Origin of the sequence: Catellatospora sp. NPDC049609 (assembly GCF_040675365.1) — a bacterium.
GTDB lineage: Bacteria > Actinomycetota > Actinomycetes > Mycobacteriales > Micromonosporaceae > Catellatospora.
In genome coordinates this window covers 13,247-38,389 of sequence record NZ_JBFAOU010000070.1, presented here as the reverse complement: position 1 = coordinate 38,389, position 25,143 = coordinate 13,247, and the positions used below count along the sequence as shown (strand labels likewise).

The window sequence follows — 25,143 nt, the reverse complement described above, 5'->3', positions numbered from 1 at the left end:
AGGCCGACCAGATCCTGGTCCTCGACGGCGGCCGGATCGTCCAGCGCGGCACCCACGAGCAGCTGCTCGCCGAGGGCGGCCTCTACGCCGACCTCTACCGCACCCAGTTCGCGACCCAGTCCCCGCGGCTCACCCGCCTCGACGCGGTCCCGGACTCCCCCCACCTGGCCGACACCGCCGCCTGACCCATCCCCGCCTGCCGCCCGGGGGCGTCATGATCGTCCGACTTGCCAGGCACATGGGCGAAAGTGCGCTCAAGATACGCACATCTGCCAGGCAAGTCGGACGATCAAGGGCGGCGCAGGCGGCGGGTGAGGGCGTGGCCGCGCCAGCGGACGAGCAGCTCGCCGGCGTGCAGGCGGAGCGCCGGGCCGCGTCTCGGCTTCGGCGCGCTTTTCCCGTCGTACGCCCACAGCAGCTCGCGTAGCGCCAGCTCGCGCGCCGCGGCGGGGTCGCGCGGCCGGTGGGCGCGGGCGTAGTCCCAGCCGTCGCGCAGCGAGCCCTGCGGGGCGCGTCCGGCGGCCCAGGCGGCGAACGCCGACGGCCACGCTCCCGGGCCCGCCGCGGCGGCCAGCAGGGGCCAGGCCCGCGCGACCTCCTCGGCCCGCTTGCGCAGCAGCGCCTCGCGGGTCGCGCCGACGTCTCCCGCGTCGAATCCGGCCGGGACCACACCACCCGCGACCAGCGCCCGCACCAGTTCCGCCTGCCGCCGCGCCAACCCACCGGGCGCGGCACCCGGCCCGCCCGCCGAGTCTGCGGCTGCAGTTTCGGGGAAACTGCCGTTATCCAGCCGCTCCACGCTGCAGTTTCCCCGAAACTGCGCGACCACTGGCGGTCCGCCGGGGGTGGGGGGCGGGGGGTGGGAGGTCATGTGATCGACGGGTAGCCGGTGGCGGCGGACAGGGCGTCGAGCTCGGTGCGCAGGGCGGCGGCGGGTGGGTAGTGGCCGTCGCGTTCCAGCAGCACGGCGGGTGGGCGGTGGCGCTCGCACAGGGCTGCCAGCAGCTCCACCACCTCCACCGGCACCGGGTCGGTGTGCGTGTCGTGGTAGCGGCCGTCGTGCACCCGGCCGCCGGCGACGTGGACGTACGCCACCCGCTCCAGCGGCAGCGCGTCCAGCAGGTCGAGCGGGTCCTCGCCCCGGTTGAGCGCGTTGGCGTACACGTTGGCGACGTCGAGCAGCAGCCCGGCGCCGGTGCGCTCCAGGATCTCGGTCAGGAACGCGGCCTCGGTGAGCTCGTCGTCGGGCCAGGCGAACAGCGCGGCGATCGGCTCCAGCGCCAGCGGCACGTCCAGCTCGGCGCTGGTGCGCGCGACGTTGGCGACGACCGCGTCGACCGCCTCCCGGCTGCGCGGCAGCGGCAGCAGGTGCCCGGCCTCGACCCCGCCCGCCCGCACGTACGCGATGTGCTCGCTGACCAGCGGCGCACCCGTGGCGCGGGCGGCCTGGGCCAGGTGCTCCACCCGGTGCGGGTCGACGGGTTCGGCGCCGCCGAGCGACAGCTTCACCCCGTGCGGGATCACCGCCACGCCCGCCGCCCGCAGCCGGGCCAGCTCCTGCGGCAGCTCACCGGAGTGCGGCAGCGACTCCGCGATGACCTCGACGAACCGCAGGCCGGGCAGCTCGGCGACGAAACCGGCGATCTCGGGGCGCCAGCCGATGCCGACGCCCCGCCCGGCCAGCGGGGTCACCCGCCGCACCCGCCACCGCCGCAGCCGCCACCGCCCCCGCAGCTGCTCCCGCCGCCGTCGCCGCCGGACGAGCCGCCGTCGCCGCCGGAGGAGGAGCCGCCGTCGCTCCAGCCGCTGCTGCCGCCGCCGAGGTGCCGCTCCTCCTCGGGGAAACCGGCGTCCCCGGCGAACGCCGGGTCGGCGGCCCAGAGCACCGCCGCGCCGAACAGGCCGACCGCCAGCGCGGTGCTCGCCGGGCCGTACGTCGAGAACGCGGGCTTCAGCTGCGGGCGCAGGTGGGCGTGGTGCCGGCGGGCGTCGGCCAGGGCGCGCTCGGCGGCCCGGGTGCGCCGCGGCCGGCGGCCGAGCAGCACCAGGCTGACCAACACGACCGCGCCGACCAGCACCACCAGGAAGCCGACCGGCCGGTTGTTGGCGATGCCCGCGAAGACCCGCACGGCGCCGAGCACGGCGAGGGCGAGCAGCAGCAGCGGGCCGCGGCGGGCCCGCGCGACCATCTCGGGCTGCACCGTCAGGCCGCCGCGCTGCAGATCGGCGTCAATCGAGTCGAGGGCCTGGGCCACGCTGCGGTCGGTGCGCAGCGAGGACGACTGCACGCCGTTGCCCGCCGCGTGCAGCACGGCCGCGTCCAGCGCGCTCGCGCCGGGCGGCAGGCCGCCGACGCGGCGCAGCCGGCCGGCGTCGTACGTCTCGAGCACGTGGTGCTGGCGCAGGAATGCCAGCGAGGAGTACACCGCGAGCGCCGGCCCGCCGTTGAGGTATGCCAGGTGCTGCGGGGACAGCTGGTCGACGCGCACCTGGTCCGGCCCCGCGAACGCCCGGGAGCGCAGGACCAGGGTGGTCACCAGCACGACAGCCGCCGCGACGGCGTACCACGCCAGGAACACGGGGCCCGGGATGCCCCAGGTGTCGGCCATGGAAGCTCCTTCGTCGAGGGAGCCCCCATGATGAACCATCACCGCCACTACACGCGCACGAGGACGCTCAGGCAGGTGACGCAGCCTTCGAGCTTCTCGAACTCGCCGATGTCCACCACGACCGGGGTGAAGCCCAGATCCGCCAGCAGGTCCGCGGTACGCGGCGCGGACGCGGCGAGCAGCACCCGGTCGCCGCCGAGCGGCACCACGTGGCAGCCGCCCTCCTCCTCGACCGGCCGCACCGCGGGGAACAGCCCGGTCGGCACCAGGTGCGGCAGTGCCAGGAAGGTGCCGTCGGGCAGCGCGGTCACCGCGGACTTCAGGTGCAGCACCTCGCCCAGCGGCACCGGCACGACGGTGCGCCCGAGCGGCGCGAGCAGCTCGCGCAGCTGCCGGATGCCCTCGGCGTCGGTGCGCCCGCCGCGTCCGACGTAGACGGTCGTGCCGACCTGCAGCACGTCACCACCGTCGAGGGTGCCCGGCGCGGCGATGCGCGCGACGCGCAGGCCGAGCTCGCGCACCGCGATCTCGACGCCGGCCAGCTCGGCGCGGCGGGCCGGCGCGCCGGGGTGGGTGAGCACGGCCAGGTCCTCGCAGACCACGACCGCGTCCTCGACGAACACGGCGTCGGGGCAGTCGTCGGCCGACGGCGCGGGATACACCTCCCACCCGGCCCCGGCCAGCGCGTCGGCGTACGCCACATGCTGGGCGCGGGCCAGCGACAGGTCGATCTCGCTGCGGTCGAGGTGGGTGACGATGCCCTCGGGCAGGCGTGGGCCGGGCTCGCGGACCAGCGCGACGGTGCGTTCGCTCATCTCTTACGCATTACCAGCAGCGCGACCACGGCGACCACCGCCAGGACGGTGAGGCAGCAGGTGCCGCTGAGCACGATGTGCCACGGTTTGAGTGCGCCCATGGGGCGGCACTGTACGCCTCCGGAGCCGCAGAGAAAATATCTTGTCGATCCCGTGATCGCGTGGATAGTGTCGGCGGTACACGGGAAAGGAGGTGGTCCAGCTTTGAGTAGCTACAGGACACGTGAGGTGGCTGCCCGCTAAGCGGCTGTCATCGACTGCACTTCTGTCGATACCTGAGGTTCGACTGGAGCGTCGAGGCCGTGTGTCAGCGGCTTGGCGAATCCAAGGGAGCCACCCGAGCCCCGGGGGATGTCCGGCCTTGTCCAGCCGGCCCGCACACCCGTGCGGATCCCCGGGGTTCGTCATATCCGGCGGCCTGCTCAGCGGCGGCGGACCGTCTCCTCGATCAGATCCAGCACGGGGCCGAAGTCGTCGGCCGAGCCGCCCATCGCCAGGCGCTTGACCAGCCCGTCGTACGCCAGCTCCAGGAAGTGCGTGAGCACGTCGAGCGGCACGTCCTCGCGCAGCACCCCAGCCGACGCCTGGCGCTTGAGGCGCTCGCGGGTGGCGGTGTCGATCGCCTCCGAGTGCTGCGCCCAGCGCTGGGCGAACGCCGGGTCGGTGCGCAGCCGCCGGGCGACCTCCAGCTGGGTGCCGAGCCAGCCCGCCGCGTCCGGGTCGGCCGCGTGGGCCAGCAGGTCCCGCATCACCTGGACCAGGCCGTTGGCCGCGACCGTGGCGGCCATCTCCACCGCGTCGTCCTCGGCCACGGCCAGGAACAGTGAGTCCTTGTCCCGGAAGTGGTGGAAGATCGCGCCCCGGGACAGCCCGGTCGCCTGCTCCAGGCGGCGCACCGTGGCTCCCTCGTAGCCGTAGCGGGCGAAGCAGGCCCGGGCCGCGGCGAGGATCTCGTGGCGGCGCGCGTCGAGCTGGACCTGACTCACCCTGGGCACATGCCGATCTTCGCAGGTCGGCCGGTCACATGCAATCCGTACGTACGGCTTGACCATGCGTGACAGATCTGCGACGCATCGCGCGTGTCCGCACCGCATGGAAGAATCCTCCGCGGCCGGCGTGCGTTGAGCGTCGGGGGCAGTAAGGCGACGCCGGGCACAACGGCTGCGGGCCAACGGGTCCGCGCCGGCCGGGGAGGATGCGAGCTGTGGACCTGGAACAGTTGACCGAGACCTGGGTGCCGACCTGGGTGATGGTGCTGGTGGTGTCCGTGCTGACGGTGTCACTGCTGATCGGCGTGCCGCTGGCGCGGTCGGCGGGGCACCGGCGCGGCCGCCGGCTGGCCCACCCGGAGGCGTACGGCACGCGCGCGGAGAAGGCCAAGGACACCAGCCTGTTCCTGGCGGCGCTGATCCCGACTCTGCTGGTCTGGCTCGCCGTGATGGGCGTGTCCTTCATCGGCCTCACCGGGTTCGCCGCCGACGTGATGGGCTGGGACCACTGGACCAACGTGCTGGTGCCGCTGAGCCTGGACGGCATCAGCATCTCGTTCGGCGCGTGGGCGTTCGTGGCGGTCAAGCGCGGCCGCCACCCCGGCCGGGCGTACAAGATCGTGCTCGCCGCCGCCACCGTGTCGGCGACGCTGAACTTCGTGCACGGCCGCGACAAGTGGTCCATCTGGGCGGGCCTCTACCTGGCGTTCCTGTCGTTCGCCGGCATGGCGATGTTCCACGAGCTGCTGGACCAGTTCATGGCCGGCTACGACGACGAGGTGGCGCTCAAGACCCGCTACCCGCGCTTCGGCCAGCGCTGGCTGTACGCGCCGCTGTCCACCTTCTCGGCCCGCCGCGCCTGGATCGTGTACCCGCCCGCCGAGGGCACCCGGCCCAGCGTCCGCAACGCGCTGGGGCACCTGGAGGACGTGCGCGAGGCCAAGCGCCAGCGCCGCCTGCACGGCGCGCTGCTGGTGCGCGAGGAGCAGCAGGCCAAGCTGGTCGAGGTGCAGGCCAAGGCCGAGGTGCGCCGGGCGCGCTCGGCGAGCTGGCGCGGGGGACAGGTGCCGGGCGGCGCGTCGCTGGTGCCGCACCAGCCGATGCCGCACCAGGCCGGGTCCCTCCCGAACGGGTCCACCCCGAACGGGTCCGCCCAGCACGGGTCCCCGTCGGCGGGGCAGCACCTGGTCGCGCCGCAGCAGCTGCCGCAGACCGTGCCCTACCAGCCGAGCCCGCCGGAGCCGCCCGCGCCGTCGGAGCCCGAGCCGGCCGCCCTGGCACCGCAGGCACCCGAGCGCGACGAGCGCGGCACGATCCTCGACCCGGCCTTGCGCGCCACCCTGGAGTCGGTGTGGAGCGCGCCGGGCGGCGGCCGCGAGCCCATGGGCCACCGGCCGCTGTCGGACACCAGCGAGATCACCTCGCGCGGGATGCTCAACCACATCCAGGAGCCGGTGCAGCGGATGATCGCCGACGCGCTGTCGCGGGGCGAGGAGGTCACCGTGGGCGGGGTCCGCGAGTGGGCGACCCGGGAGTACGGCCGGACGCCCAGCGAGACCTGGGCCCGCCAGCAGATCAAGGCCGCCCGCTCGCGCGACACCTTCGGCGTCGACGCGGATCTGGTGTGAACGCGAGATCGATTTCGGTTCCGGCTCGTTTCGCGCACGCGGGGGGCTTCACCAGCGTGTCCTGAGTCACGTATCGTGCCCGCGTGCCTTTGTTGCTGTTGGACCTCGACAACACACTGGTCGACCGCGCAGGCGCCTTCCGGACGTGGGGTACTCGGTTCCTGTCCGAGATCAGTGCCCCGCCGTACGACATCGACTGGCTGGTGGACGCCGACGCGGACGGTCTCACGTCGCGCTGGGACCTGGCCGACGCGATCCGTGACCGCTATCGACTGCGCAACTCCGTGATCGACCTGGTCGAGGAGTTGCACGAGGGGCAGATCGAGTGCACGCGGCTGGATCCGATGGTCGGCGCCGCGCTGCGGATCGCCGGCGACGCCGGCTGGGTGCCTGTGATCGTGACGAACGGCGAGACCCGCCAGCAGGAGGCGAAGATCAGGCGTACCGGCCTGGACCGCTTCGTCGCCGACTGGGTGGTCTCGCAGGAGGTCGACTGCCGCAAGCCCAACCCGCGCATCTTCGAGATCGCCGCGGAGCGGGCCAGGATGCGGCTGCGTGGCGCCTGGCTGATCGGTGACAGCCCGGAAGCCGACATCGGCGGCGCCACCACCATCGGCATCCCCAGCGTCTGGATACACCGCGGCCGCCAGTGGACCGAACGCCGCTTCGGCCCCACCCGCATAGCCGAAGGCGCCATCCAGGCCGTCGCCGCCGTCCTGGCCGCCGACCCACCCCACCGCATGATGCGCTGACCCCCCTTTTTTTGCGGTTGATCATGAACTTATGGCACGGCTCGACGGCGTGTCATGGGCACAGGTTCCTGATCGACTCCGCGGCCGGGTGTGACGCGGACCGCAGCAGAAAATCGGTTGACAGGTGGGCGCCGGGTTCGCCAGACTCGGCGGCGTTGTTTCGTGCCCCCGGGGGATCGCCCTGGGCGGAGAGAGAAGGGAGTTGAGCCGAATGGTTGCCGCTGTCGCTGTGCGCTGCCCGCGTTTCGCCTCTTTCTTCCTCTCTCCGACCAAGGAGCACCTCCAGTGCGAGAGCACGACTTTCCGCGCGCCGGCCGCGGTAACCGCCGGAACCGTTTCGACGACGACGAACTGACCTTCGAGAAGTCGTACGCCGCAGAGATCGAGTGGGACGAGACTCCCGACAAGCCTGAGTTCGGCGACCGCTGGTCCACCTGGGACCTGTCGACCCCGACCGAGCGCGGGCCGCATCCGCACCCCGACTGGCTGGTCACCGAGCTGGCCGCGGTCGACGTCGAGCGCGGCGTGCTGAAGACCGGCAAGGAGGCCGACGTCTTCCTGCTGCACCGGCACGTGCCCGGCACGGACCGCGGCTGCCTGCTGGCGGCCAAGCGCTACCGAAGCCACGACCACCGCATGTTCCACCGCGACGCGGGCTACCTGGAAGGCCGCCGGGACAAGGAGTCCCGGGTCAACCGGGCCATGGCCAACCGCAGCGCGTTCGGCAAGGAGGCCATCGCCGGGCAGTGGGCGGCGGCCGAGTTCGGCGCGCTGGTGCGGCTGTGGGAGATCGCGCAGCAGCTCGACGTCGCGCCATTCACGCCGTACCCGGTGCAGATCCTGGGCACCGAGGTGCTGCAGGAGTTCATCGGCGCGCCCGACGGCACCGCCGCGCCGCGGCTGGCGCAGGTGCGCGAGGACGAGGCCGGGCTCGCCGACCTGTGGCAGCAGCTGGTGCTGGGCCTGACCGTGCTGGCCCGCGCCGGGTTCGCGCACGGCGACCTGTCGCCGTACAACATCCTGGTCCACGAGGGGCGGCTGGTCATCATCGATCTGCCGCAGATCGTGGACGTGGTGGCCAACCCGCAGGGCAAGCGGTTCCTGGCCCGGGACGTGCACAACGTCGCGACCTGGTTCACCGCTCGCGGCCTGACCGGCCTCGACGAGCAGGCCATCACCGCCGAGCTCCTCGCCGAAGCCGGCGTCCGCTGACCGCCTCCGGTCAGCCCGGCCACGATCGCCGGACCTGCCTGGCACATGGGCGTATCTTGAACGCTCATTCGCCCATGTGCCAGGCAAATCGACGGATCTTGGCCGCGGTCCGGGGGCTCGACGGCGTCCCGGACGCCGCGCGGGCGGGGCGGGCGTCGGGGCGGCGACGCGTCAGCGGCGGCGGCCGCGGGGTTTGAGCTGCGCGTTGGGCAGGACGGGGGCCGGCAGTGGCGCGCCGTCGTAGCCGGTGACCTCGCCGAAGCGCGGGTCGCCGGCCATCCACTGCTCGCGGGCGGCGGCGACGTCGTCGTGGCTGCGGCCGACGAAGTTCCACCACATCACGATCTCCTCGTCGAACGGCTCGCCGCCCAGCAGCAGCACCCGGGCCGGGGCGTCGGTGGCCAGGTCGAGCGACGTGCGCTCGCGCCCGAGGTAGAGCAGGGTCCCCGGCGCCAGCGGCACGCCGTCGACGCGGGCGGCGCCGTCGAGCACCAGCGCCGCGTACTCGAAATCGGACCGCAGCGGCAGCGTGAGCCGGGCCCCGCCGTCCAGTGCGGCCTCCGCGCCCATGATGGGGGTGTACGCCGTCGCGGGCGACACGGCCCCGTCCAGCTCGCCCAGCAGCACCGTGAGCACAGCCCCGGCCCGCGTCAGCACGGGCAGGTCGGCGTGGTGGGCGAACGCGGGCGCGACCGACCGCGCCTGCTCGGGCAGGGCCACCCACAGCTGCACGCCGTGCAGCGGCCCGGTCCGGCCGGCCGGCGACTCCTCGGAGTGCGCGATGCCGTGCCCCGCGGTCATGATGTTGAGCTGGCCGGGGCGGATGAGCGCCTCGCTGCCGATGCTGTCGCGGTGCAGCACCTCGCCCGCGACCAGCCAGGTCACGGTCTGCAGGCCGGTGTGCGGGTGCGGCGCGACACGCATGTCGTGCTCGGCCGGGCCGTACTGGTCGACGAAGCACCAGGCCCCGACCATGCGCCGCTCCTTGTGCGGCAGCGTCCGGCTGACCGCCATGCCCCGCGGGCCGCCGAGCACGACCTCCCGGCCGGGCATCAGCTCGTGCGTCGGCCCCTCCGGCACCTGCTCATGCCCGCAGGCCGTCTCCACCGGCGCCGCCTCAACGTTGCTCATGCAACGACATTAGTCCGCCGCCGAACCCCCGCCCACGAAAGGAAGGGCACCTTCTTAACGCTATGCGTAGAGGAAGGGCACCCTCTTAACCCCGACCGGCCGGGGCAGCCGGACACAGCGGCGGCCGCGGCGGTGGCCCAGGGCGAAGATCGTTGATTCGTGTCGGAAAGTGCGGTGAGACCTCACGTCCGGACACAAAGTCGCGATCTTGCACCGTGACGATCGGCGCCCACCGGCACAGCACGTTAAGAAGGGCACCTTCTACAACGCATAGCGTTAAGAAGGTGCCCTTCCTTACCTCGCGGGGAGGGTCAGCTCTCGAGCATCTTGCGGAGGACGTACTGCAGGATGCCGCCGTGGCGGTAGTAGTCCGCCTCACCGGGGGTGTCGATGCGGACGACCGCCTGGAAGGTGACGCCGGAGTCGGTCGTGACCGTGACCGTCTTCGGGGTGGTGCCCGCGTTGAGGGCCTCCACGCCGGTGATGGTGAAGGTCTCGGTGCCGGTCAGGCCGAGCGAGTCGGCGGTCTGCCCGGCGGGATACTGCAGCGGCAGCACGCCCATGCCGATGAGGTTCGAGCGGTGGATGCGCTCGTACGACTCGGCGATGACGGCCTTCACGCCCAGCAGCGCGGTGCCCTTGGCGGCCCAGTCGCGCGAGGAGCCGGAACCGTACTCCTTGCCCGACAGGATCACCAGCGGCACGCCCGCGGCCTGGTAGTTCACGCTCGCGTCGTAGATCGTCGTCACCGGGGCGTCCGCGACGGTGAAGTCGCGGGTGAAGCCGCCCTCGGTGCCGGGCGCGATCTGGTTGCGCAGGCGGATGTTGGCGAAGGTGCCCCGGATCATCACCTCGTGGTTGCCGCGGCGGGAACCGTACGAGTTGAAGTCCTTGCGGTCCACCCCGTGCTCGGCCAGGTACTTGCCGGCCGGGGAGTCCGCCTTGATGGAGCCGGCGGGCGAGATGTGGTCGGTGGTCACCGAGTCGCCGAGCTTGGCCAGCACCCGGGCACCGGCGATGTCGCTCACCGGCGACGGCTGCGCCGCCATGCCCTCGAAGTACGGCGGCTTGCGCACGTACGTCGAGTCACCGGCCCAGGCGAACGTGTCACCGGTCGGCGTCGCCAGGCCCTGCCAGCGCTCGTCGCCGGCGAACACGTCGGCGTAGTCCTTGGTGAACATCTCCGCCGAGATCGCCTGGTTGATGGTCTCCTGCACCTCGGCCGGGGTCGGCCAGATGTCGGCCAGATACACCGGCTTGCCGTCCGCGTCCACCCCCAGCGGGTCGTGGACCAGGTCGACGTCCATGCTGCCGGCGATGGCGTACGCCACGACCAGCGGCGGGGACGCCAGGTAGTTCATCTTGACGTCGGGGTTGATCCGGCCCTCGAAGTTGCGGTTGCCGGACAGCACCGACACCACCGCGAGGTCGGACGCGTTGACCGCGGCGCTGATCTCCTCCGGCAGCGGGCCGGAGTTGCCGATGCAGGTCACGCAGCCGTAGCCGACCAGGTGGAAGCCGAGCTTCTCCAGGTACGGCACCAGGCCGGCCTTGGCGTAGTAGTCCATGACCACCTTGGAGCCGGGCGCCAGCGTGGTCTTCACCCACGGCTTGGCGCGCAGGCCCCGCTCGACCGCCTTCTTGGCCAGCAGCGCCGCACCCAGCATGACCTGCGGGTTCGACGTGTTGGTGCAGGAGGTGATGGACGCGATCACGACCGCGCCGTGGTCGAGGTGGTAGACCGTGCCGTCGGCGGCGGTCACCGGGGTCGGGCTGCTGGCCCGGGTCACCGTGTGCGCCGGGGCGTCCGACGCCGGGAAGCTCTCCTTGCCCGCCTCGTCGGTGTCGTCGTCGTCGACGTAGTCCGGCAGCGCGGCGCGGAACGCGGTCTTGGCCTGGGTCAGCTCGACCCGGTCCTGCGGGCGCTTCGGGCCGGCGATGCTCGGCACCACCGTCGACAGGTCCAGCTCCAGGTACTCCGAGAAGACCGGCTCGACCGACGGGTCGTGCCACAGGCCCTGCTCCTTGGCGTACGCCTCGACGAGCGCGATCTGCTCGGCGGAGCGGCCGGTGAGCTCCAGGTAGGCGATGGTCTCCGCGTCGATCGGGAAGATCGCGCAGGTGGAGCCGAACTCGGGGCTCATGTTGCCGATGGTCGCCCGGTTGGCCAGGGGCACCGCGGTCACGCCGGAGCCGTAGAACTCGACGAACTTGCCGACCACGCCGTGCTTGCGCAGCATCTGCGTGATGGTCAGCACCAGGTCGGTCGCGGTGGTGCCCGAGGGCAGCTCGCCGAACAGCTTGAAGCCGACGACCTTCGGGATCAGCATGCTGACCGGCTGGCCCAGCATCGCGGCCTCGGCCTCGATGCCGCCCACGCCCCAGCCCAGCACGCCCAGGCCGTTGACCATGGTGGTGTGCGAGTCGGTGCCGACCACGGTGTCCGGGTACGCCTGGCCGCCGCGCGGCATGACCACGCGGGCCAGGTGCTCGATGTTCACCTGGTGCACGATGCCGGTGCCCGGCGGCACGACCTTGAACTCGTTGAACGCCGTCTGGCCCCAGCGCAGGAACTGGTAGCGCTCCTGGTTGCGGCCGTACTCGATCTCGACGTTGCGCTCGAACGCGTCCTGGCGGCCGAACACGTCGGCGATCACGGAGTGGTCGATGACCAGCTCGGCCGGGGCCAGCGGGTTGACCTTGGAGGCGTCGCCGCCCAGGTCGCGCACGGCCTCGCGCATGGTGGCGAGGTCGACGACGCAGGGCACGCCGGTGAAGTCCTGCATGAGGACGCGGGCGGGCGTGAACTGGATCTCCACGCTCGGCTCGGCGGCCGGGTCCCAGCCGCCCAGCGCGCGGATGTGATCGGCGGTGATGTTGGCGCCGTCCTCGGTGCGGAGCAGGTTCTCCAGCAGGATCTTCAGGCTGAAGGGCAGCCGCTCGTGGCCCTCCACCTTGTTGATCTGGAAGATCTCGTAGCTGGCGTCACCGACGCGCAGCTCGCTCTTGGCACCGAACGTGTCGAGGCTCGCCACGTCGTACTCCTTCACAGCGGGTGTGTTACAGCTCTTGAGTCTTTCGCAGGGGCCGGGGCCGGGGCAGGTAAGGCAAGACTTACTCGGGGTGGCCCCCGCCGAACTAAACCGTACGTCCGTCTTGTTTTGCGCGCAAGCCCGTGCCAGACTCCGGGATGTGATTCACCACGTACAGGTCGCCTGCCCCCGGGGCAGCGAGGACGTCCTGCGGGCTTTCTACGTCGGCGTCCTCGGCATGACCGAGAAGCCCAAGCCGCCCGTGCTCGCCGCCCGCGGCGGCTGCTGGTTCACCGACGAGTTCGGCAGCGAGCTGCACCTCGGCGTCGAGGACGACTTCCGCCCCGCCCGCAAGGCCCACCCCGCCCTGCTCCGCCCCGACCTCGACGCCCTCGCCGCCCGCGTGGCAGCGGCCGGCTACCCCGTCACCTGGGCCAACGACGAGATCCCCGGCATCCGCCGCTTCCACACCGAAGACCCCCACGCCAACCGCCTCGAGTTCATCGCCGCCTAGCCCTGCGGGTTCGTTGATCATGAACTTATGGGCGTGTTCGACGGCGTGTCGCTGCCCTAACTTCATGATCAACGCTGCGGCCGAGGGCCAGTGGGGTCGTTAGGGCCACGGGATGCGGATTGGCTGTCGCCTGAACCCGGTAGCGGGGGGAGGGTGGATGCATGATCACGTGGGGTGCGGTGCTGGGAGTGTTCGCGGTCGCGCTGGCGATGGTGCTGACGCCCGGGCCGAACATGATGTACCTGGTGTCGCGCAGCATCACCCAGGGGCGGCGGGCGGGACTGATGTCGCTGTCGGGCGTGGCGGTGGGGTTTCTGGTCTATCTGACGGCCACGAACCTCGGGCTCTCGGCGATCTTCGTCGCGGTGCCGCAGCTCTATCTCGCGGTCAAGCTCGCCGGTGCGGCGTACCTCGGCTGGCTGGCCTTCAAGACCCTGCGGCCGGGCGGGGTGTCGGTGTTCGAGCCGGCCGCGCTGCCGCCGGACTCGAACCGGCGGCTGTTCACGATGGGCCTGGTCACCAACCTGCTCAACCCGAAGATCGCGATCATGTACCTCTCGCTGATCCCGCAGTTCGTCCAGCCTGAAGCAGGTCATGTGCTGGCGCAGGGGTTCGCGCTGGGCGCGGTGCAGATCGCCGTCGCGGTGACCGTCAACGGCCTGATCGTGCTCGCCGCGGGCGCCATCGCCGGGTTCCTGTCGGGCCGGCCGGTATGGCTGCGCGCCCAGCGCTACCTGATGGGCACGATGCTCGGCGCGCTCGCAGTGCGCATGGCCACCGACACCGCCCGCCCCGCCCCGGCCTGAGCCGTCTGTCTGCCCTGCCCTCGCGCGCCCGATCCCCGGGGAATGTTGGACGATCGTTGACTGTTCAACTATTGTGTTGGGGAAAGCTAGTGCTGAGGAGGGCGTCATGCCTGCCGTTACCGTCGAAGACCTGCTGGTGCTGCCGCGGGTGCCAGTGCCGGGCGAGGCCGCCGCCGAGCGGAGGGTCGTGTCGGTGACCGCCGCGCCGTCGGGGTTCGAGGGCGAGGGGTTCCCGGTCCGGCGCGCGTTCGCGGGGGTGGACCTGAAGACGCTCGACCCGTTCATCCACATGGACCAGATGGGTGAGGTGGAGTACGCCCCCGGCGAGCCGAAGGGCACGCCCTGGCACCCGCACCGCGGCTTCGAGACCGTGACCTACCTGCTCGACGGCACGTTCCGCCACCAGGACTCGCACGGCGGCGGCGGCCTGATCAGCGACGGCGACACGCAGTGGATGACGGCCGGTTCCGGCCTGCTGCACATCGAGGCGCCGCCGGAGGAGCTGGTGGTGTCGGGTGGGCTGTTCCACGGCTTCCAGCTGTGGGTGAACCTGCCCGCGAAGCAGAAGATGTCGCCGCCGCGCTACCAGGACATCCGGGCCGGTCAGGTGTCGCTGCTCAGCTCGCCGGACGGCGGGGTGCTGCTGCGCGTCATCGCCGGTGACGTCGCCGGGCACGCCGGGCCGGGCATCACGCACACGCCGATCGCGCTGGTGCACGCGACCCTGGCGCCGGGGGCGCAGCTGCGGCTGCCGTGGCGGCCGGACTTCAACGCGCTGGTGTACACGCTGGCGGGGGCGGGCTCGGTCGGCGCGGACAGGCGACCGGTGAAGCTGGGCGACCTGGCGGTGTTCGGGCCGGGCGACGTGCTCACCGTCGAGGCCGATCCGGTGCAGGAGAGCCGCAACGCGGCGGGCATGGACGTGCTGATCCTGGGCGGCCTGCCGATCCGCGAGCCGGTGATGGCGTACGGGCCGTTCGTGATGAACACGAAGGCCGAGCTGGTCCAGGCGTTCGAGGACTACCAGGCGGGCAAGCTGGGCGTGATCCCGAGCGAGCCGCGCCGGGTGGACGTGGGCGACGCCGACCACCCGGGCCACGACGTGCTCTGATCCCGTGCCGCCGCCCGGTGCCGGCCCAGCGGTGCCGGGCGGCCTCCGGACCCCCGTGCCCGGGTGCCACCGGGTGTGGGGTTAGGAAGGGCACCTTCTTATACGCGGAGCGTTGAGAAGGTGCCCTTCCTTTTCGTGCGTCAGGGGACGGGTGGGAGGGGCGGGACGGGGAGCTCGGGGATCGGGGGGAGGCTGGGGTCGGGCAGGCCGGGCACGCCGCCGCCGGTGAGGATCGCGATGAGGCTGGCCAGCAGGTCGTGGATGCTGCCCAGCAGTTCGGTGATGGCTTCCATGGAGGGCTCCACCTCTCGGTCCGGAGTCGCGGTGGGTATCGGCCGATTAGGTCTATTTGACGGCTGATATCCGACTTGCGGCAAGGGTGGGCAAGCTTCCGGGCGACCTCAGACGGGTGGCGCATGGTGGGCGTTTCACGGCGATGCTGGCAACACGTCAAAGGTTGCAAGGTCTTGCGGAAACATTTCAGTTACCCGTATGTTGCGGCTGATGCTCGTGTGACGCCCCCGATACCCCTTCCGCAGGAGTTGGCCCATGGCAGCCCTACGCGCCCTCGCGCGCACCGCGGCACCGCTGCGCGGGAACTTGAGAAACACCAGGATCCTCCTGATCGGACTGCTGGCGCTGGTGCTCGCCGCGGCCCCGATCGTGGTCATCCGCGTCCTGACCGGCGGCGGCCCCGTGCAGTGGGTCGAGGCCGGAGAGACGTACTGGCAGGACGAGCCGGCCGCCGCCGCGCTCGCCGCCGCCGCCGCGCCGCAGCGCCGGGCGGAGCAGTTCTACTTCGTGCTGCCCGACCGCTTCGCCAACGGCGACACCCGCAACGACAAGGGCGGGCTGAGCGGCGACCGGCTCAAGACCGGCCTGGACAAGACCGACAAGGGCTTCTACCACGGCGGCGACCTGGCTGGCGTGATGGACAAGCTGGACTACATCCAGGGCCTGGGCACCACGGCGATCTGGCTGGCGCCGGTGTTCAAGAACCGGCCGGTGCAGGGCACCGGGGCCGACGCCTCGGCGGGCTACCACGGTTACTGGATCACCGACTTCACCCAGGTGGACCCGCACTTCGGCACCAACGCGGACCTGAAGAAGCTGGTCAAGCTCGCGCACCAGCGCGGTATCAAGATCTACCTCGACGTGATCGTGAACCACACCGCGGACGTCATCGCGTACGAGGAGAACCAGTACTCCTACGTGGACAAGAAGACCAGCCCGTATGCCGACGCGCACGGCCGGTCCTTCGAGGACGCCAACTACGCCGACGGCAGGAGCGGCTTCCCCGCGGTGGACCGCACGTCGATGCCGTACACGCCGGTGTTCAAGAACTCGGCCGACGCGAAGGCCAAGGTGCCCGCGTGGCTGAACGACCCGACGATGTACCACAACCGCGGCGACTCGACCTTCTCCGGTGAGAACAGCACCTACGGCGACTTCTTCGGCCTGGACGACCTGTGGACCGAGCGACCGGACGTGGTCCGCGGCATGACGAAGATCTACTCGGACTGGATCGCGTCCACCGGCGTCGACGGTTTCCGGCTCGACACCGCCAAGCACGTGAACATGGAGTTCTGGCCGCAGTTCAGCCAGGGCATCGCGGCCGACGCCGCGAAGGCCGGCAAGCCGGACTTCTTCATGTTCGGCGAGGTGTACTCGGCCGACCCGGCGATCATGTCGAGCTACGTGCGGCAGGGCCGGCTGCAGGCCACGCTGGACTTCGGCTTCCAGGCCGCCGCGCAGGGCTTCGTCACCGGCGGCTCCGGCCAGGGCCTGGCCGACCTGTACGCCGCCGACGGCATGTACACCTCGCGCGGCACCGACGCGTACACGCTGCCGACCTTCCTCGGCAACCACGACATGGGCCGCATCGGCACCTTCATCCGCAACAGCGGGGCCGACCCGGCGTCCGCGCTGGCCCGTGACCGGCTCGCGCACGAGCTGATGTTCCTGACCCGCGGCCAGCCCGTCGTCTACTCCGGTGACGAGCAGGGCTTCACCGGCAACGGCGGGGACAAGGACTCCCGGCAGGACATGTTCGCCAGCCAGGTGGCCGACTACCTCGACGACGACCTGCTCGGCACCGACCGCACCCACGCGGCCGACCAGTTCGACACCACCCACCCGCTCTACCGCGCCATCGCCGACCTGGGCGCGCTGCGCCAGGCGCACCCGGCGCTGCGCGACGGCGTGCAGCTGACCCGGCACGCGGGCGACGGCGTGTTCGCCTTCTCCCGCATCGACCCGGCCCAGCGCGTCGAATACCTGGTGGCCGCCAACAGCGGCACCGCGCCGAAGGCGGTCACCGTGGACACGGCCACCGCGGGAGCGGTGTTCGGGCAGCTCCACCCCGCGGTGGGCGACGGTCCGACGGCCGGTGCCGACGGCAAGGTGACGATCACCGTGCCGGCGCTGTCCAGCGTCGTGCTGCGTGCCGACCGGGCGCTGCCCGAGGCGGGCGCCCCGCAGGTGACCATCGCCCCGGCCGACGGCACCAAGGTCGCCACCCGGGCCGCGGTCACCGCGCAGGTCACCGGCGACCCGCTGGCCACGGTCACCTTCGCCGCGCAGGTCGGCGACGGCCCGTGGAAGCTGCTCGGCACCGCGAGTCCGTCCGGCGCGATCTCGGACTACACCGTGCACCACGACCTGACCGGCCTGGCCGGGGGCACGAGCGTGCGCTACAAGGCCGTGGTCCGGGACGGGCAGGGCCGCACCGCGAGCGCGGTCAGCGGGATCACCGTGGCCTCGCCCGCGCAGGCCGCGCAGCGCGAGTACGTGCTGGTGCACTACCGGCGCGGTGACGCCGACTACGCCCCGTGGGGCCTGTACACCTGGGGCGACGTCGACGGCTCGATGCAGCACCCGTGGCCGCAGGGGCAGCCGTTCGCCGGGGAGGACTCCTACGGCCGGTTCGCCTGGGTGAAGGTCAAGCCGGGCGCCACGAACATGGGCTTCCTGGTGGTGAACGGCGCCGGGGCCAAGGACGTCGAGGCCGACCGCAGCGTCGACCCGAGCCGGGTCGGCGAGATCTGGCTCAAGTCCGGCGACGCGACGATCTACACCTCGCGTGCCGCGGCCACCGGCACCGCTGAGATCCACTACAAGCGGCCGGACGGGGCGTACCCCGGCTGGGGCCTGCACCTGTGGGGCGACGGGCTGGGCGCGGGAGCGGGCACCGACTGGGCCAGCCCGCGCCAGCCGGACGGCACCGACGCGTTCGGGGCACACTGGAGTGTGCCCGTAGGCGACGCCACCAAGCCGGTCAACTTCATCGTGCACCGGGGCGACGAGAAGGACCCGAACGCCGACCTCGCCGTGGACCTGGGCGTCGGCGAGGCCTGGATCGCGTCGGGCGACGCCACCGTGCACCCGACCCGCGCGGCCGCCGAGCGCACCGCGGTGCTGCACTACCGCCGCGCCGACGGCGACTACGACGGCTGGGGCCTGCACCTGTGGGACGGCAACGCCAACCCCGTCGAGTGGGGCAGCCCGATGCTGCCGACCGGCACCGACGCGTTCGGCGCGTACTGGCGGATCCCGCTGGTCGAGGGCGCGACCGGGGTGAACTACATCATCCACCGGGGCGACGAGAAGGACCTGCCCGCCGACCAGCGGCTGGACTTCGCCACGTTCGGGCACGAGGCGTGGATCCTGTCCGGGCAGCAGGCCTACCTGCGGCCGTCGGTCAAGGGCGCGGCGCTCGACATCGACCTGACGAAGTCGTCCGCCCACTTCCTGGACCGGGGCACGCTCGCCTGGACCAAGCACGACACCGACGGCAAGGTGTACGACCTGGTCGTCGCACCGAACGGCGGACTGTCCGTGGTGGACGGCGCGCTGGCCGGCGAGTTCACCAAGATCCGGCTGAACGCGTCGGGCGGCCTGTCCGAGGCGCAGCGCCGCAGGTTCCCGCACCTGTGGGCGTACGGCGCGTTCGACGTGGCCGCGTCGCTGGCCACGCTGAAGAACGCGCTACGCGGGCAGCTCGTGGTCACCGAGAGCGACCACGAGGGCAGGCTGCTCTCGGCGACCGGCGTGCAGGTGCCGGGCGTGCTCGACGACGTGTACTCCGGCGCGCGCGGCGCGGTCCTCGGGCCTGTCTTCGCCAAGGGCAGGCCCAGCCTCGCCCTGTGGGCACCGACCGCCAAGGACGTCACGCTGGAGCTGTTCGACACCCCAGCGGCGACCCCGCGCACCGTGTCGATGCAGCGCGACGACAGCACCGGCGTCTGGCAGGTGACCGGATCGAGCGACTGGGCCGGCAAGTACTACCGGTTCCGGGTCAGCGTGTGGCAGCCCGCGAAGAAGGAGGTCGTCACCGCCTCGGTCACCGACCCGTACGCGGTCGCGCTGTCGGCGAACTCCACGCACAGCCAGCTCATCGACCTGGCGGCGCTGCCGAAGCCGGCGGCGAAGAGCCCGGCCTGGACCGGCCGGGCGCAGATCCAGGAGCTGTCCGTGCGCGACTTCTCCGTCGCCGACACCACGGTGCCGCAGGACAGGCGCGGCACGTACGCCGCCTTCACCGACCCGGGCACCGCGGGCATGAAGCACCTGAGGTCGCTGGCCGACGCCGGGGTCTCGCACCTGCACCTGCTGCCGGTGTTCGACTTCGCGACCATCCCCGAGCAGCGCGCCGACCAGCAGCAGCCCGCCTGTGACCTGCCGTCGCTGCCGCCGGACTCGGCGCAGCAGCAGGCGTGCGTGGCGGCGGTGGCCGCCACCGACGGCTACAACTGGGGCTACGACCCGCTGCACTACACCGTGCCGGAGGGCGGCTACGCGACGAACCCCGAGGGCAAGGCGCGCAACACCGAGTTCCAGTCCATGGTGGACGGCATCCACCGCTCCGGCCTGCGGGTGGTGCTGGACGTGGTCTACAACCACACCTCGGCGGCGGGCGACGACCCGAAGTCGGTGCTGGACCGGATCGTGCCCGGCTATTACCACCGGCTGCTGGAGGACGGGGCCGTGGCCACCTCCACCTGCTGCGCCAACACCGCGCCCGAGCACGCGATGATGGGCAAGCTGGTGGTGGACTCGCTGGTCACCTGGGCCAAGGCGTACCAGGTGGACGGGTTCCGGTTCGACCTGATGGGCCACCACCCGAAGCAGAACCTGCTCGACGTCCGCGAGGCGCTGGACCGGCTCACGCTGAGCCGCGACGGCGTCGACGGCAAGTCGATCCTGCTCTACGGCGAGGGCTGGAACTTCGGCGAGGTCGCCGACGATGCCCGGTTCGAGCAGGCCACGCAGGCGAACATGGCGGGCACCGGCATCGCCACGTTCAACGACCGGCTGCGTGACGCCGTGCGCGGCGGCGGGCCGTTCGACGACAACCCGCGCCGCCAGGGCTTCGCGTCGGGCCTGTTCACCGACCCGAACGGGGACGCGGTCAACGGCACGGCGGCCGAGCAGAAGGCGCGGCTGCTGCACCAGCAGGACCAGATCAAGGTCGGGCTGGCCGGCAACCTGGCCGGGTACGCGTTCACCGACTCCACCGGCGCGCAGGTGACCGGGGCCGAGGTGGACTACAACGGCTCGCCCGCCGGGTACACCAAGGCGCCGGGTGAGGCGGTGACGTACGTCGACGCGCACGACAACGAGATCCTGTTCGACGCGCTGGCGTACAAGCTGCCGCAGGACACCCCGGCGACGGACCGGGCGCGGATGCAGGTGCTGGCGCTGTCGACGGTGGTGTTCAGCCAGGGCACCGGGTTCGTGACGGCGGGCTCGGACCTGCTGCGCAGCAAGTCGCTGGACCGCAACTCGTACAACTCCGGTGACTGGTTCAACGCCATCCGCTGGGACTGCGGCTCCGGCAACGGGTTCGGCGCGGGCCTGCCGCCCGCGGCGGACAACGAGAGCAAGTGGGGCTACGCCAAGCCGCTGCTGGCCGATCCGGCCCTGGTGCCGGGCTGCGACGCGATCGGCCTGGCGGGGGAGCGGTTCGCCGAGCTGCTGCGGGTCCGCTCGTCCAGCCCGCTGTTCTCCCTGCGTACGCAGGCCGAGGTGCAGCAGTCGGTGACGTTCCCGCTGTCCGGGGCGGCCGAGACGCCGGGTGTGATCACGATGGTGATCCGCAAGGACGGCAGGACGGTCGTGGTGGTCTTCAACGCCACCCCGTCGAGCACCACGCAGACCGTGGCCTCGCTGAAGAACGCACGGCTGGGCCTGCACCCGGTGCTGGCCGGGTCGGTCGACCCGCTGGTCCGCCAGTCGGCGTACGCCCCGTCCACGGGCGCCTTCACGGTCCCCGGCCGGACGGTGGCGGTCTTCACCACCCGCTGACCGCACAGCCGAAAGGGGCGGCCCGCATCGCGCGGGCCGCCCCTTCGTCGTTCAGCCGATCATGAAGTTGTGCACGGGACACGCCGTCGAGCCGTGCCATAAGTTCATGATCAACGGCTCGGGGGGTCGGGCCCCGGGGCCTCAGCCGGGGAGGCGGGGGCCGGCCTCGCGCTGGGTGGCGAGCCAGGTTTCGACGTCGGCGGAGGTGCGGGGCAGGCCCGCGGAGAGGTTGACGCAGCCGTCCTTGGTGACCAGGACGTCGTCCTCGATGCGGATGCCGACGCCGCGCAGCTCGGCGGGGACCAGCTCGTCCTCGGGCTGGAAGTACAGGCCGGGCTCGACGGTGAGCACGTAGCCCTCGTCGAGTGCGCCGTCCTTGTACTTCTCGTGCCGGGCGTGGGCGCAGTCGTGCACGTCGATGCCGAGCATGTGACCGAAGCCGTGCAGGGTCCACCGGCGGTAGATGGTGGACTCCTTCGACATCGCCTCGTCGACGCTGACCGGGAGGATGCCCAGCTCGTGCAGGCCCTCGGCGAGCACCCGCATGCAGGTGGTGTGCACGTCGGCGAACGTGACGCCGGGCTTGATGAAGTCCATGCCGGCCTGCTGCGAGCGGTGCACGATGTCGTACACCTGGCGCTGCAGCGGGGTGAAGGTGCCGCTGACCGGGATCGTCCGGGTGACGTCGGCGGTGTAGAGGTTGCGGTTCTCGATGCCCATGTCCATGAGCAGCAGCTCGCCGGGCGTGGTGCGGCCGTCGTTGCGGATCCAGTGCAGCACGGTGGCGTTGCTGCCCGCGCCGACGATCGAGCTGTAGCCGACGGTGTTGCCGTCGTGGCGGGCACGCAGGCCGAACACGCCGTCGATGAGGCGCTCGGAGATCGCCCGGTCGGCCGGGATGATCCGGGCGACGTCCTCGAAGCCGCGGATGGTGGCGTCGATCGCGTCCTGTAGCTGGGCGATCTCCCACTCGTCCTTGACCAGCTTCATCTCGGAGATGGTCCAGGCCAGCTCGCGGTCGCGCTCCGGGTTCACGGCCCGGACCAGGCCGTCGACGTGCGGGTCGAGGCCGCGCAGCACCCGGGTGCGGCCCGGCGCGAGGTCGTCGAGGACCTCGGGCAGCTTGTCCAGGTGGGCGGTCTCGACGCCCAGCTCCGCGGACTTCTCGCGCAGCGTGTGGCGGCGGCCGATCCACAGCTCGCCGTAGCGGCGGTCCTTGAAGAACTCGTCGGTGTCGCGAGGCGAGCGCGGGCGCACGTACAGCACCGCGTCGTGGCCGGAGCCGTTGGGCCGCAGCACCAGCACGCTCTCGGGGTCGTGCTCGCCGGTCAGGTAGACGAAGTCGCTGCCCGGACGGTAGGGGAAGTCGGTGTCGTTGGCCCGGACCATCTCGTGCCCGGACGGGATCACCAGCGTCTCGCCGGGGAACGCGCCGGACAGCGCCGCGCGGCGCTTGGCGTGGTTCGGGGCCTCCGCCCGCAGGGTCACCGGGAGCTCGGTGTCGCTCCATCCGGTGCGCATGAACTGCAGGAACTTCTCCGGGTACGCAGGGTCGTGCGACTCGGTGCCCTTCTTCTCTTCAGTCATATTGCCGCCTCCGAGCAATGTCTTCGTGTGTTCTGAGCCTATCGCCCGCAGGTGGCTGGCATGATTGCCCACGTGTGCGGACTTTTGGCCTTTTTCAGTAGTCAGGGCACGGTTGATGCCTTCGCGGAGCCGCTGCGCGAAGCCCTCGAACGGCTGCACCACCGCGGCCCCGACGACACCGGGCTGGACGTCGTCGGCACCGACGCGATCTTCGCGCACAAGCGGCTGGCCATCATCGACGTGGAGTTCTCCAAGGAGCCGCTGCCCTGGGGCCCGCCCGCCGCGGACGGCGCCGCGCCGGCCGAGCCCCGCTACCTGCTCACCTTCAACGGGGAGATCTACAACTACGTCGAGCTGCGCCAGGAGCTGATCGACTCCTTCGGCGCGGAGTTCGCCACCCAGGGCGACGGCGAGGTCATCGTCGCCGGATACCACTACTGGGGCGAGGCGGTGCTGGACCGGCTGCGGGGCATGTTCGCCTTCGTGATCTGGGACCGGCAGGAGCGCGCCGCGTTCGGCGCGCGCGACCACTTCGGCATCAAGCCGCTGCACTACCTGCACACCGTGGACGGGCTGTTCCTGGCCAGCGAGAAGAAGGCGCTGCTGCCGTTCGCGGCCAGCGCCACCGCGGGCAACGCCGGGATCGGCCCGGTGGAGCTGTCCCACCTGCTCACCTTCCAGTACGTGCCGGAGCCGCACACGCTGCACCGGGGCATCGAGCGCATCGGCTCGGGGGAGTGCCTGACCTGGCGCCCCGGGCCCCCCGACAGCCCGCGCAGCGGCGGGGAGCTGACCCGCCGCCGCTGGTTCCGGCCGGTGCTGCGCCCCACCTCGGTCGAGCACCCGCAGCGGCTGTTCGACGAGATCCGCGAGACCCTGCGCGAGAGCGTGCGCCTGCACATGCGCTCGGACGTGCCGGTCGGCGCGTTCCTGTCCAGCGGCATCGACTCCACCGCGGTGGTGGCGCTGGCCCGGGAGTGGAACCCGGACATCCTGACCTTCACGGTCGGCTTCGACGTGGACGGGTACTCCGAGATCGACGTGGCCCAGGACTCGGCCCGCCACCTCGGGGTGACCACCATCCCCACCAAGATCGACGCGCAGGACATGATGAACGCCCTGCCCCGCATCGTCTGGCACCTGGACGACCCGGTCGCCGACCCGTCCCTGGTGCCGCTCTACCACGTCGCGCAGACCGCGGCCCAGCATGTCACGGTGGTGCTGTCCGGCGAGGGCGCGGACGAGTTCTTCGGCGGGTACGGCATCTACCGCGAGCCGCTGTCGCTGGCGCCGGTGACCCGGCTGCCCGACCCGTTCCAGCGCGGCCTGCGGGCGATCTCCAAGGCGATCCCGCACGGCGTGCGCGGCAAGAGCTACCTGGAGCGGGGCACCACGCCGCTGACCGAGCGCTTCTGCGGCAACTCGCGGATCTTCACCGACGACGCCGAGCTGCGCAGGCTGCTGCGCCGCAAGGACGCCGCCGACGCGGCGGCCCGGTTCACCGACGTCACCGCGCCGTACTTCGCCGAGGCCGCCGCCGACGGCCTGGACGACGTCGCCACCATGCAGTACGTCGACATCCACACCTGGCTGCGCGGCGACATCCTGGTCAAGGCCGACCGCATGTCGATGGCGCACTCGCTGGAGCTGCGGGTGCCGTTCCTGGACCGCGAGGTGTTCGCGGTGGCCGCGCGCCTGCCGCAGGAGTTCAAGGTGCCGCCGCGCTCGACCGCCACCAAGTACGCGCTGCGCAAGGCGCTGGAGCAGGTGGTGCCGCCGGCCATCGTGAACCGGCCGAAGCTGGGCTTTCCCACCCCGACCCGGGTGTGGCTGGCCGGCGAGATGTTCGACTGGGCCCGCGAGATCCTGCACACCTCCGGCGCCGACGACCTGCTCGACCTGACGTACGTGGACGGGCTGCTCAAGGAGCACCGCGCGGGGACCGCCGACCACTCCCGCAAGATCTGGACGGTGCTGGTGTTCTGCGTCTGGCACTCCATCTTCGTGGCCCGCACGCTCGACCCCGGTATCGGCCGCAACGCCTCCGCGCTCCTGACGAAACCCGTCGTCGGCTCCATGGTTTCCTGAGGGTTACCACCGTGACATGCTGGCTCTGACATCCACCGCCGGACGGGGCACCGGCGGCGCGGTTCGGGGAGGCGCAATGGAGCGGGCGGTCCTGTGTGGAGTGTCGTCCCTGGTCAGACCGGACGCGCTCGTCGCCGCCCGGGGGCTCTGGCGCGCGCCGGGGCCCCCGCGCCTGTTCCACGCCGACGCCGCCGACGCGCCGGAGGCCGCCCTGCCGTGGCTGCGTGAGGTGGTCGAGGAGTTCGCCCGCCGGGCCGACCTGACCGTGCTGTCGCCCGCCGACGCGGCCGCGCTCTACGGGCCGGTGCCGCCGCTGCGCCCGGCCCGCCGGCTGCGCTCGCTGGGCGACGGGGCGGTGCTGCTCGCCTGCGGGCCGCAGGTGTCCGTCCTGATCTGCGACGACGCCGACGCGCGCCCGCGCGCCGACGGGCCGGCCGACGTCGTGATCGGACTGCCGTTCACCCCCTCGTTACCGAACCTGCAGGCAGCGCTGGGTGCCAATGGTGTGCCGTGGGACGCAGCGGGCTGGATGGATCTAGCGAATACGGCTTTCGCGGCCTAAG

General features: G+C 71.8%; 19 protein-coding genes. 10 read left to right on the top strand and 9 right to left on the bottom strand.

The window, feature by feature from the left end:
• On the top strand, window positions 1–185 hold a 185-nt coding region (locus tag AB0J67_RS20630; protein ID WP_363484974.1), incomplete at its 5' end, for a hypothetical protein.
• A 104-nt stretch (window positions 186–289) separates the two neighbouring features.
• On the opposite strand, the gene AB0J67_RS20625 is transcribed toward AB0J67_RS20630, so the two are convergent.
• The 5 genes from AB0J67_RS20625 to AB0J67_RS20605 all read right to left on the bottom strand — a co-directional run bounded on the left by AB0J67_RS20625 (window position 290) and on the right by AB0J67_RS20605 (window position 4,419).
• Window positions 290–718 (bottom strand): hypothetical protein, encoded by a 429-nt coding sequence (locus AB0J67_RS20625; RefSeq protein ID WP_363484983.1) that lies wholly within the window; start codon window positions 716–718, stop codon window positions 290–292.
• Window positions 719–867: 149 nt separating this feature from the next.
• The gene (locus AB0J67_RS20620; RefSeq protein WP_363484971.1) at window positions 868–1,701 is read right to left on the bottom strand and encodes a DUF692 domain-containing protein; all 834 of its coding nucleotides are present in this window, start codon (window positions 1,699–1,701) and stop codon (window positions 868–870) included.
• Window positions 1,689–2,609, bottom strand: coding sequence for a TIGR04222 domain-containing membrane protein (locus tag AB0J67_RS20615; protein ID WP_363484968.1), 921 nt, complete (start codon window positions 2,607–2,609; stop codon window positions 1,689–1,691). Before AB0J67_RS20615 ends, AB0J67_RS20620 begins: the two co-directional genes overlap by 13 nt.
• Window positions 2,610–2,656: 47 nt before the next feature.
• The gene (gene ddaH, locus AB0J67_RS20610; protein ID WP_363484965.1) at window positions 2,657–3,424 is read right to left on the bottom strand and encodes a dimethylargininase; all 768 of its coding nucleotides are present in this window, start codon (window positions 3,422–3,424) and stop codon (window positions 2,657–2,659) included.
• 422 nt (window positions 3,425–3,846) lie between these two features.
• A complete protein-coding gene (locus tag AB0J67_RS20605) occupies window positions 3,847–4,419 on the bottom strand; it encodes a helix-turn-helix domain-containing protein (RefSeq protein WP_363484963.1) in 573 nt (190 codons plus the stop codon).
• 209 nt (window positions 4,420–4,628) lie between these two features.
• Here AB0J67_RS20605 and AB0J67_RS20600 point away from each other — a divergent pair, with 209 nt between their 5' ends.
• From AB0J67_RS20600 to AB0J67_RS20590, 3 genes are all read left to right on the top strand, one after another.
• Entirely contained in the window at window positions 4,629–6,041 is a 1,413-nt protein-coding gene (locus AB0J67_RS20600) for a DUF2637 domain-containing protein (protein ID WP_363484960.1), read from the top strand.
• A gap of 83 nt (window positions 6,042–6,124) precedes the next feature.
• Window positions 6,125–6,793, top strand: coding sequence for an HAD family hydrolase (locus AB0J67_RS20595; RefSeq protein ID WP_363484957.1), 669 nt, complete (start codon window positions 6,125–6,127; stop codon window positions 6,791–6,793).
• Window positions 6,794–7,078: 285 nt separating this feature from the next.
• Window positions 7,079–8,005, top strand: coding sequence for an RIO1 family regulatory kinase/ATPase (locus AB0J67_RS20590; protein WP_363484954.1), 927 nt, complete (start codon window positions 7,079–7,081; stop codon window positions 8,003–8,005).
• A 171-nt stretch (window positions 8,006–8,176) separates the two neighbouring features.
• On the opposite strand, the gene AB0J67_RS20585 is transcribed toward AB0J67_RS20590, so the two are convergent.
• Window positions 8,177–9,136, bottom strand: coding sequence for a pirin family protein (locus tag AB0J67_RS20585; RefSeq protein WP_363484951.1), 960 nt, complete (start codon window positions 9,134–9,136; stop codon window positions 8,177–8,179).
• 311 nt (window positions 9,137–9,447) lie between these two features.
• Window positions 9,448–12,186: an aconitate hydratase AcnA gene (acnA, locus tag AB0J67_RS20580; RefSeq protein WP_363484948.1), complete on the bottom strand. Its 2,739-nt coding sequence runs from the start codon at window positions 12,184–12,186 to the stop codon at window positions 9,448–9,450.
• A 142-nt stretch (window positions 12,187–12,328) separates the two neighbouring features.
• Between acnA and AB0J67_RS20575 the strand changes: the two genes are divergently transcribed.
• The 3 genes from AB0J67_RS20575 (at window position 12,329) to AB0J67_RS20565 (ending at window position 14,599) form a co-directional block, all read left to right on the top strand.
• The gene (locus AB0J67_RS20575; RefSeq protein WP_363484945.1) at window positions 12,329–12,682 is read left to right on the top strand and encodes a glyoxalase; all 354 of its coding nucleotides are present in this window, start codon (window positions 12,329–12,331) and stop codon (window positions 12,680–12,682) included.
• Between the two features lie 161 nt (window positions 12,683–12,843).
• A complete protein-coding gene (locus AB0J67_RS20570) occupies window positions 12,844–13,488 on the top strand; it encodes a LysE family translocator (protein WP_363484942.1) in 645 nt (214 codons plus the stop codon).
• A 106-nt stretch (window positions 13,489–13,594) separates the two neighbouring features.
• A complete protein-coding gene (locus AB0J67_RS20565; RefSeq protein WP_363484939.1) occupies window positions 13,595–14,599 on the top strand; it encodes a pirin family protein in 1,005 nt (334 codons plus the stop codon).
• A 140-nt stretch (window positions 14,600–14,739) separates the two neighbouring features.
• Here the strand turns inward: AB0J67_RS20565 and AB0J67_RS20560 are convergent, their stop codons facing one another.
• Window positions 14,740–14,892: a hypothetical protein gene (locus AB0J67_RS20560; RefSeq protein ID WP_363484936.1), complete on the bottom strand. Its 153-nt coding sequence runs from the start codon at window positions 14,890–14,892 to the stop codon at window positions 14,740–14,742.
• 256 nt (window positions 14,893–15,148) lie between these two features.
• Here AB0J67_RS20560 and pulA point away from each other — a divergent pair, with 256 nt between their 5' ends.
• Window positions 15,149–20,905 carry a pullulanase-type alpha-1,6-glucosidase gene (gene pulA, locus AB0J67_RS20555; RefSeq protein ID WP_363484933.1) on the top strand — a complete coding sequence of 1,919 codons (5,757 nt, stop codon included), beginning with the start codon at window positions 15,149–15,151 and terminating at the stop codon, window positions 20,903–20,905.
• 141 nt (window positions 20,906–21,046) lie between these two features.
• Here pulA and AB0J67_RS20550 read toward each other — a convergent pair whose 3' ends face one another.
• Window positions 21,047–22,492: an aminopeptidase P family protein gene (locus AB0J67_RS20550; RefSeq protein WP_363484930.1), complete on the bottom strand. Its 1,446-nt coding sequence runs from the start codon at window positions 22,490–22,492 to the stop codon at window positions 21,047–21,049.
• 72 nt (window positions 22,493–22,564) lie between these two features.
• On the opposite strand from AB0J67_RS20550, the gene asnB reads away from it, so the two are divergent.
• Both asnB and AB0J67_RS20540 read left to right on the top strand, forming a co-directional pair.
• Window positions 22,565–24,580 carry an asparagine synthase (glutamine-hydrolyzing) gene (gene asnB / locus AB0J67_RS20545; protein ID WP_363484980.1) on the top strand — a complete coding sequence of 672 codons (2,016 nt, stop codon included), beginning with the start codon at window positions 22,565–22,567 and terminating at the stop codon, window positions 24,578–24,580.
• A 76-nt stretch (window positions 24,581–24,656) separates the two neighbouring features.
• Complete coding sequence (locus AB0J67_RS20540; protein ID WP_363484928.1) at window positions 24,657–25,142, top strand: hypothetical protein; 486 nt, start codon at window positions 24,657–24,659, stop codon at window positions 25,140–25,142.
• The last annotated feature ends 1 nt before the right edge of the window (window position 25,143 follow it).

Coding starts and splice junctions, on each gene's coding strand:
- AB0J67_RS20540 (WP_363484928.1), top strand. CDS start 24,657: ATGGAGCGGGCGGTCCTGTGTGGAGTGTCGTCCCTGGTCAGACCGGAC.
- AB0J67_RS20550 (WP_363484930.1), bottom strand. CDS start 22,492: ATGACTGAAGAGAAGAAGGGCACCGAGTCGCACGACCCTGCGTACCCG.
- AB0J67_RS20570 (WP_363484942.1), top strand. CDS start 12,844: ATGATCACGTGGGGTGCGGTGCTGGGAGTGTTCGCGGTCGCGCTGGCG.
- AB0J67_RS20615 (WP_363484968.1), bottom strand. CDS start 2,609: ATGGCCGACACCTGGGGCATCCCGGGCCCCGTGTTCCTGGCGTGGTAC.
- ddaH (WP_363484965.1), bottom strand. CDS start 3,424: ATGAGCGAACGCACCGTCGCGCTGGTCCGCGAGCCCGGCCCACGCCTG.
- pulA (WP_363484933.1), top strand. CDS start 15,149: ATGGCAGCCCTACGCGCCCTCGCGCGCACCGCGGCACCGCTGCGCGGG.
- AB0J67_RS20560 (WP_363484936.1), bottom strand. CDS start 14,892: ATGGAAGCCATCACCGAACTGCTGGGCAGCATCCACGACCTGCTGGCC.
- AB0J67_RS20565 (WP_363484939.1), top strand. CDS start 13,595: ATGCCTGCCGTTACCGTCGAAGACCTGCTGGTGCTGCCGCGGGTGCCA.
- AB0J67_RS20585 (WP_363484951.1), bottom strand. CDS start 9,136: ATGAGCAACGTTGAGGCGGCGCCGGTGGAGACGGCCTGCGGGCATGAG.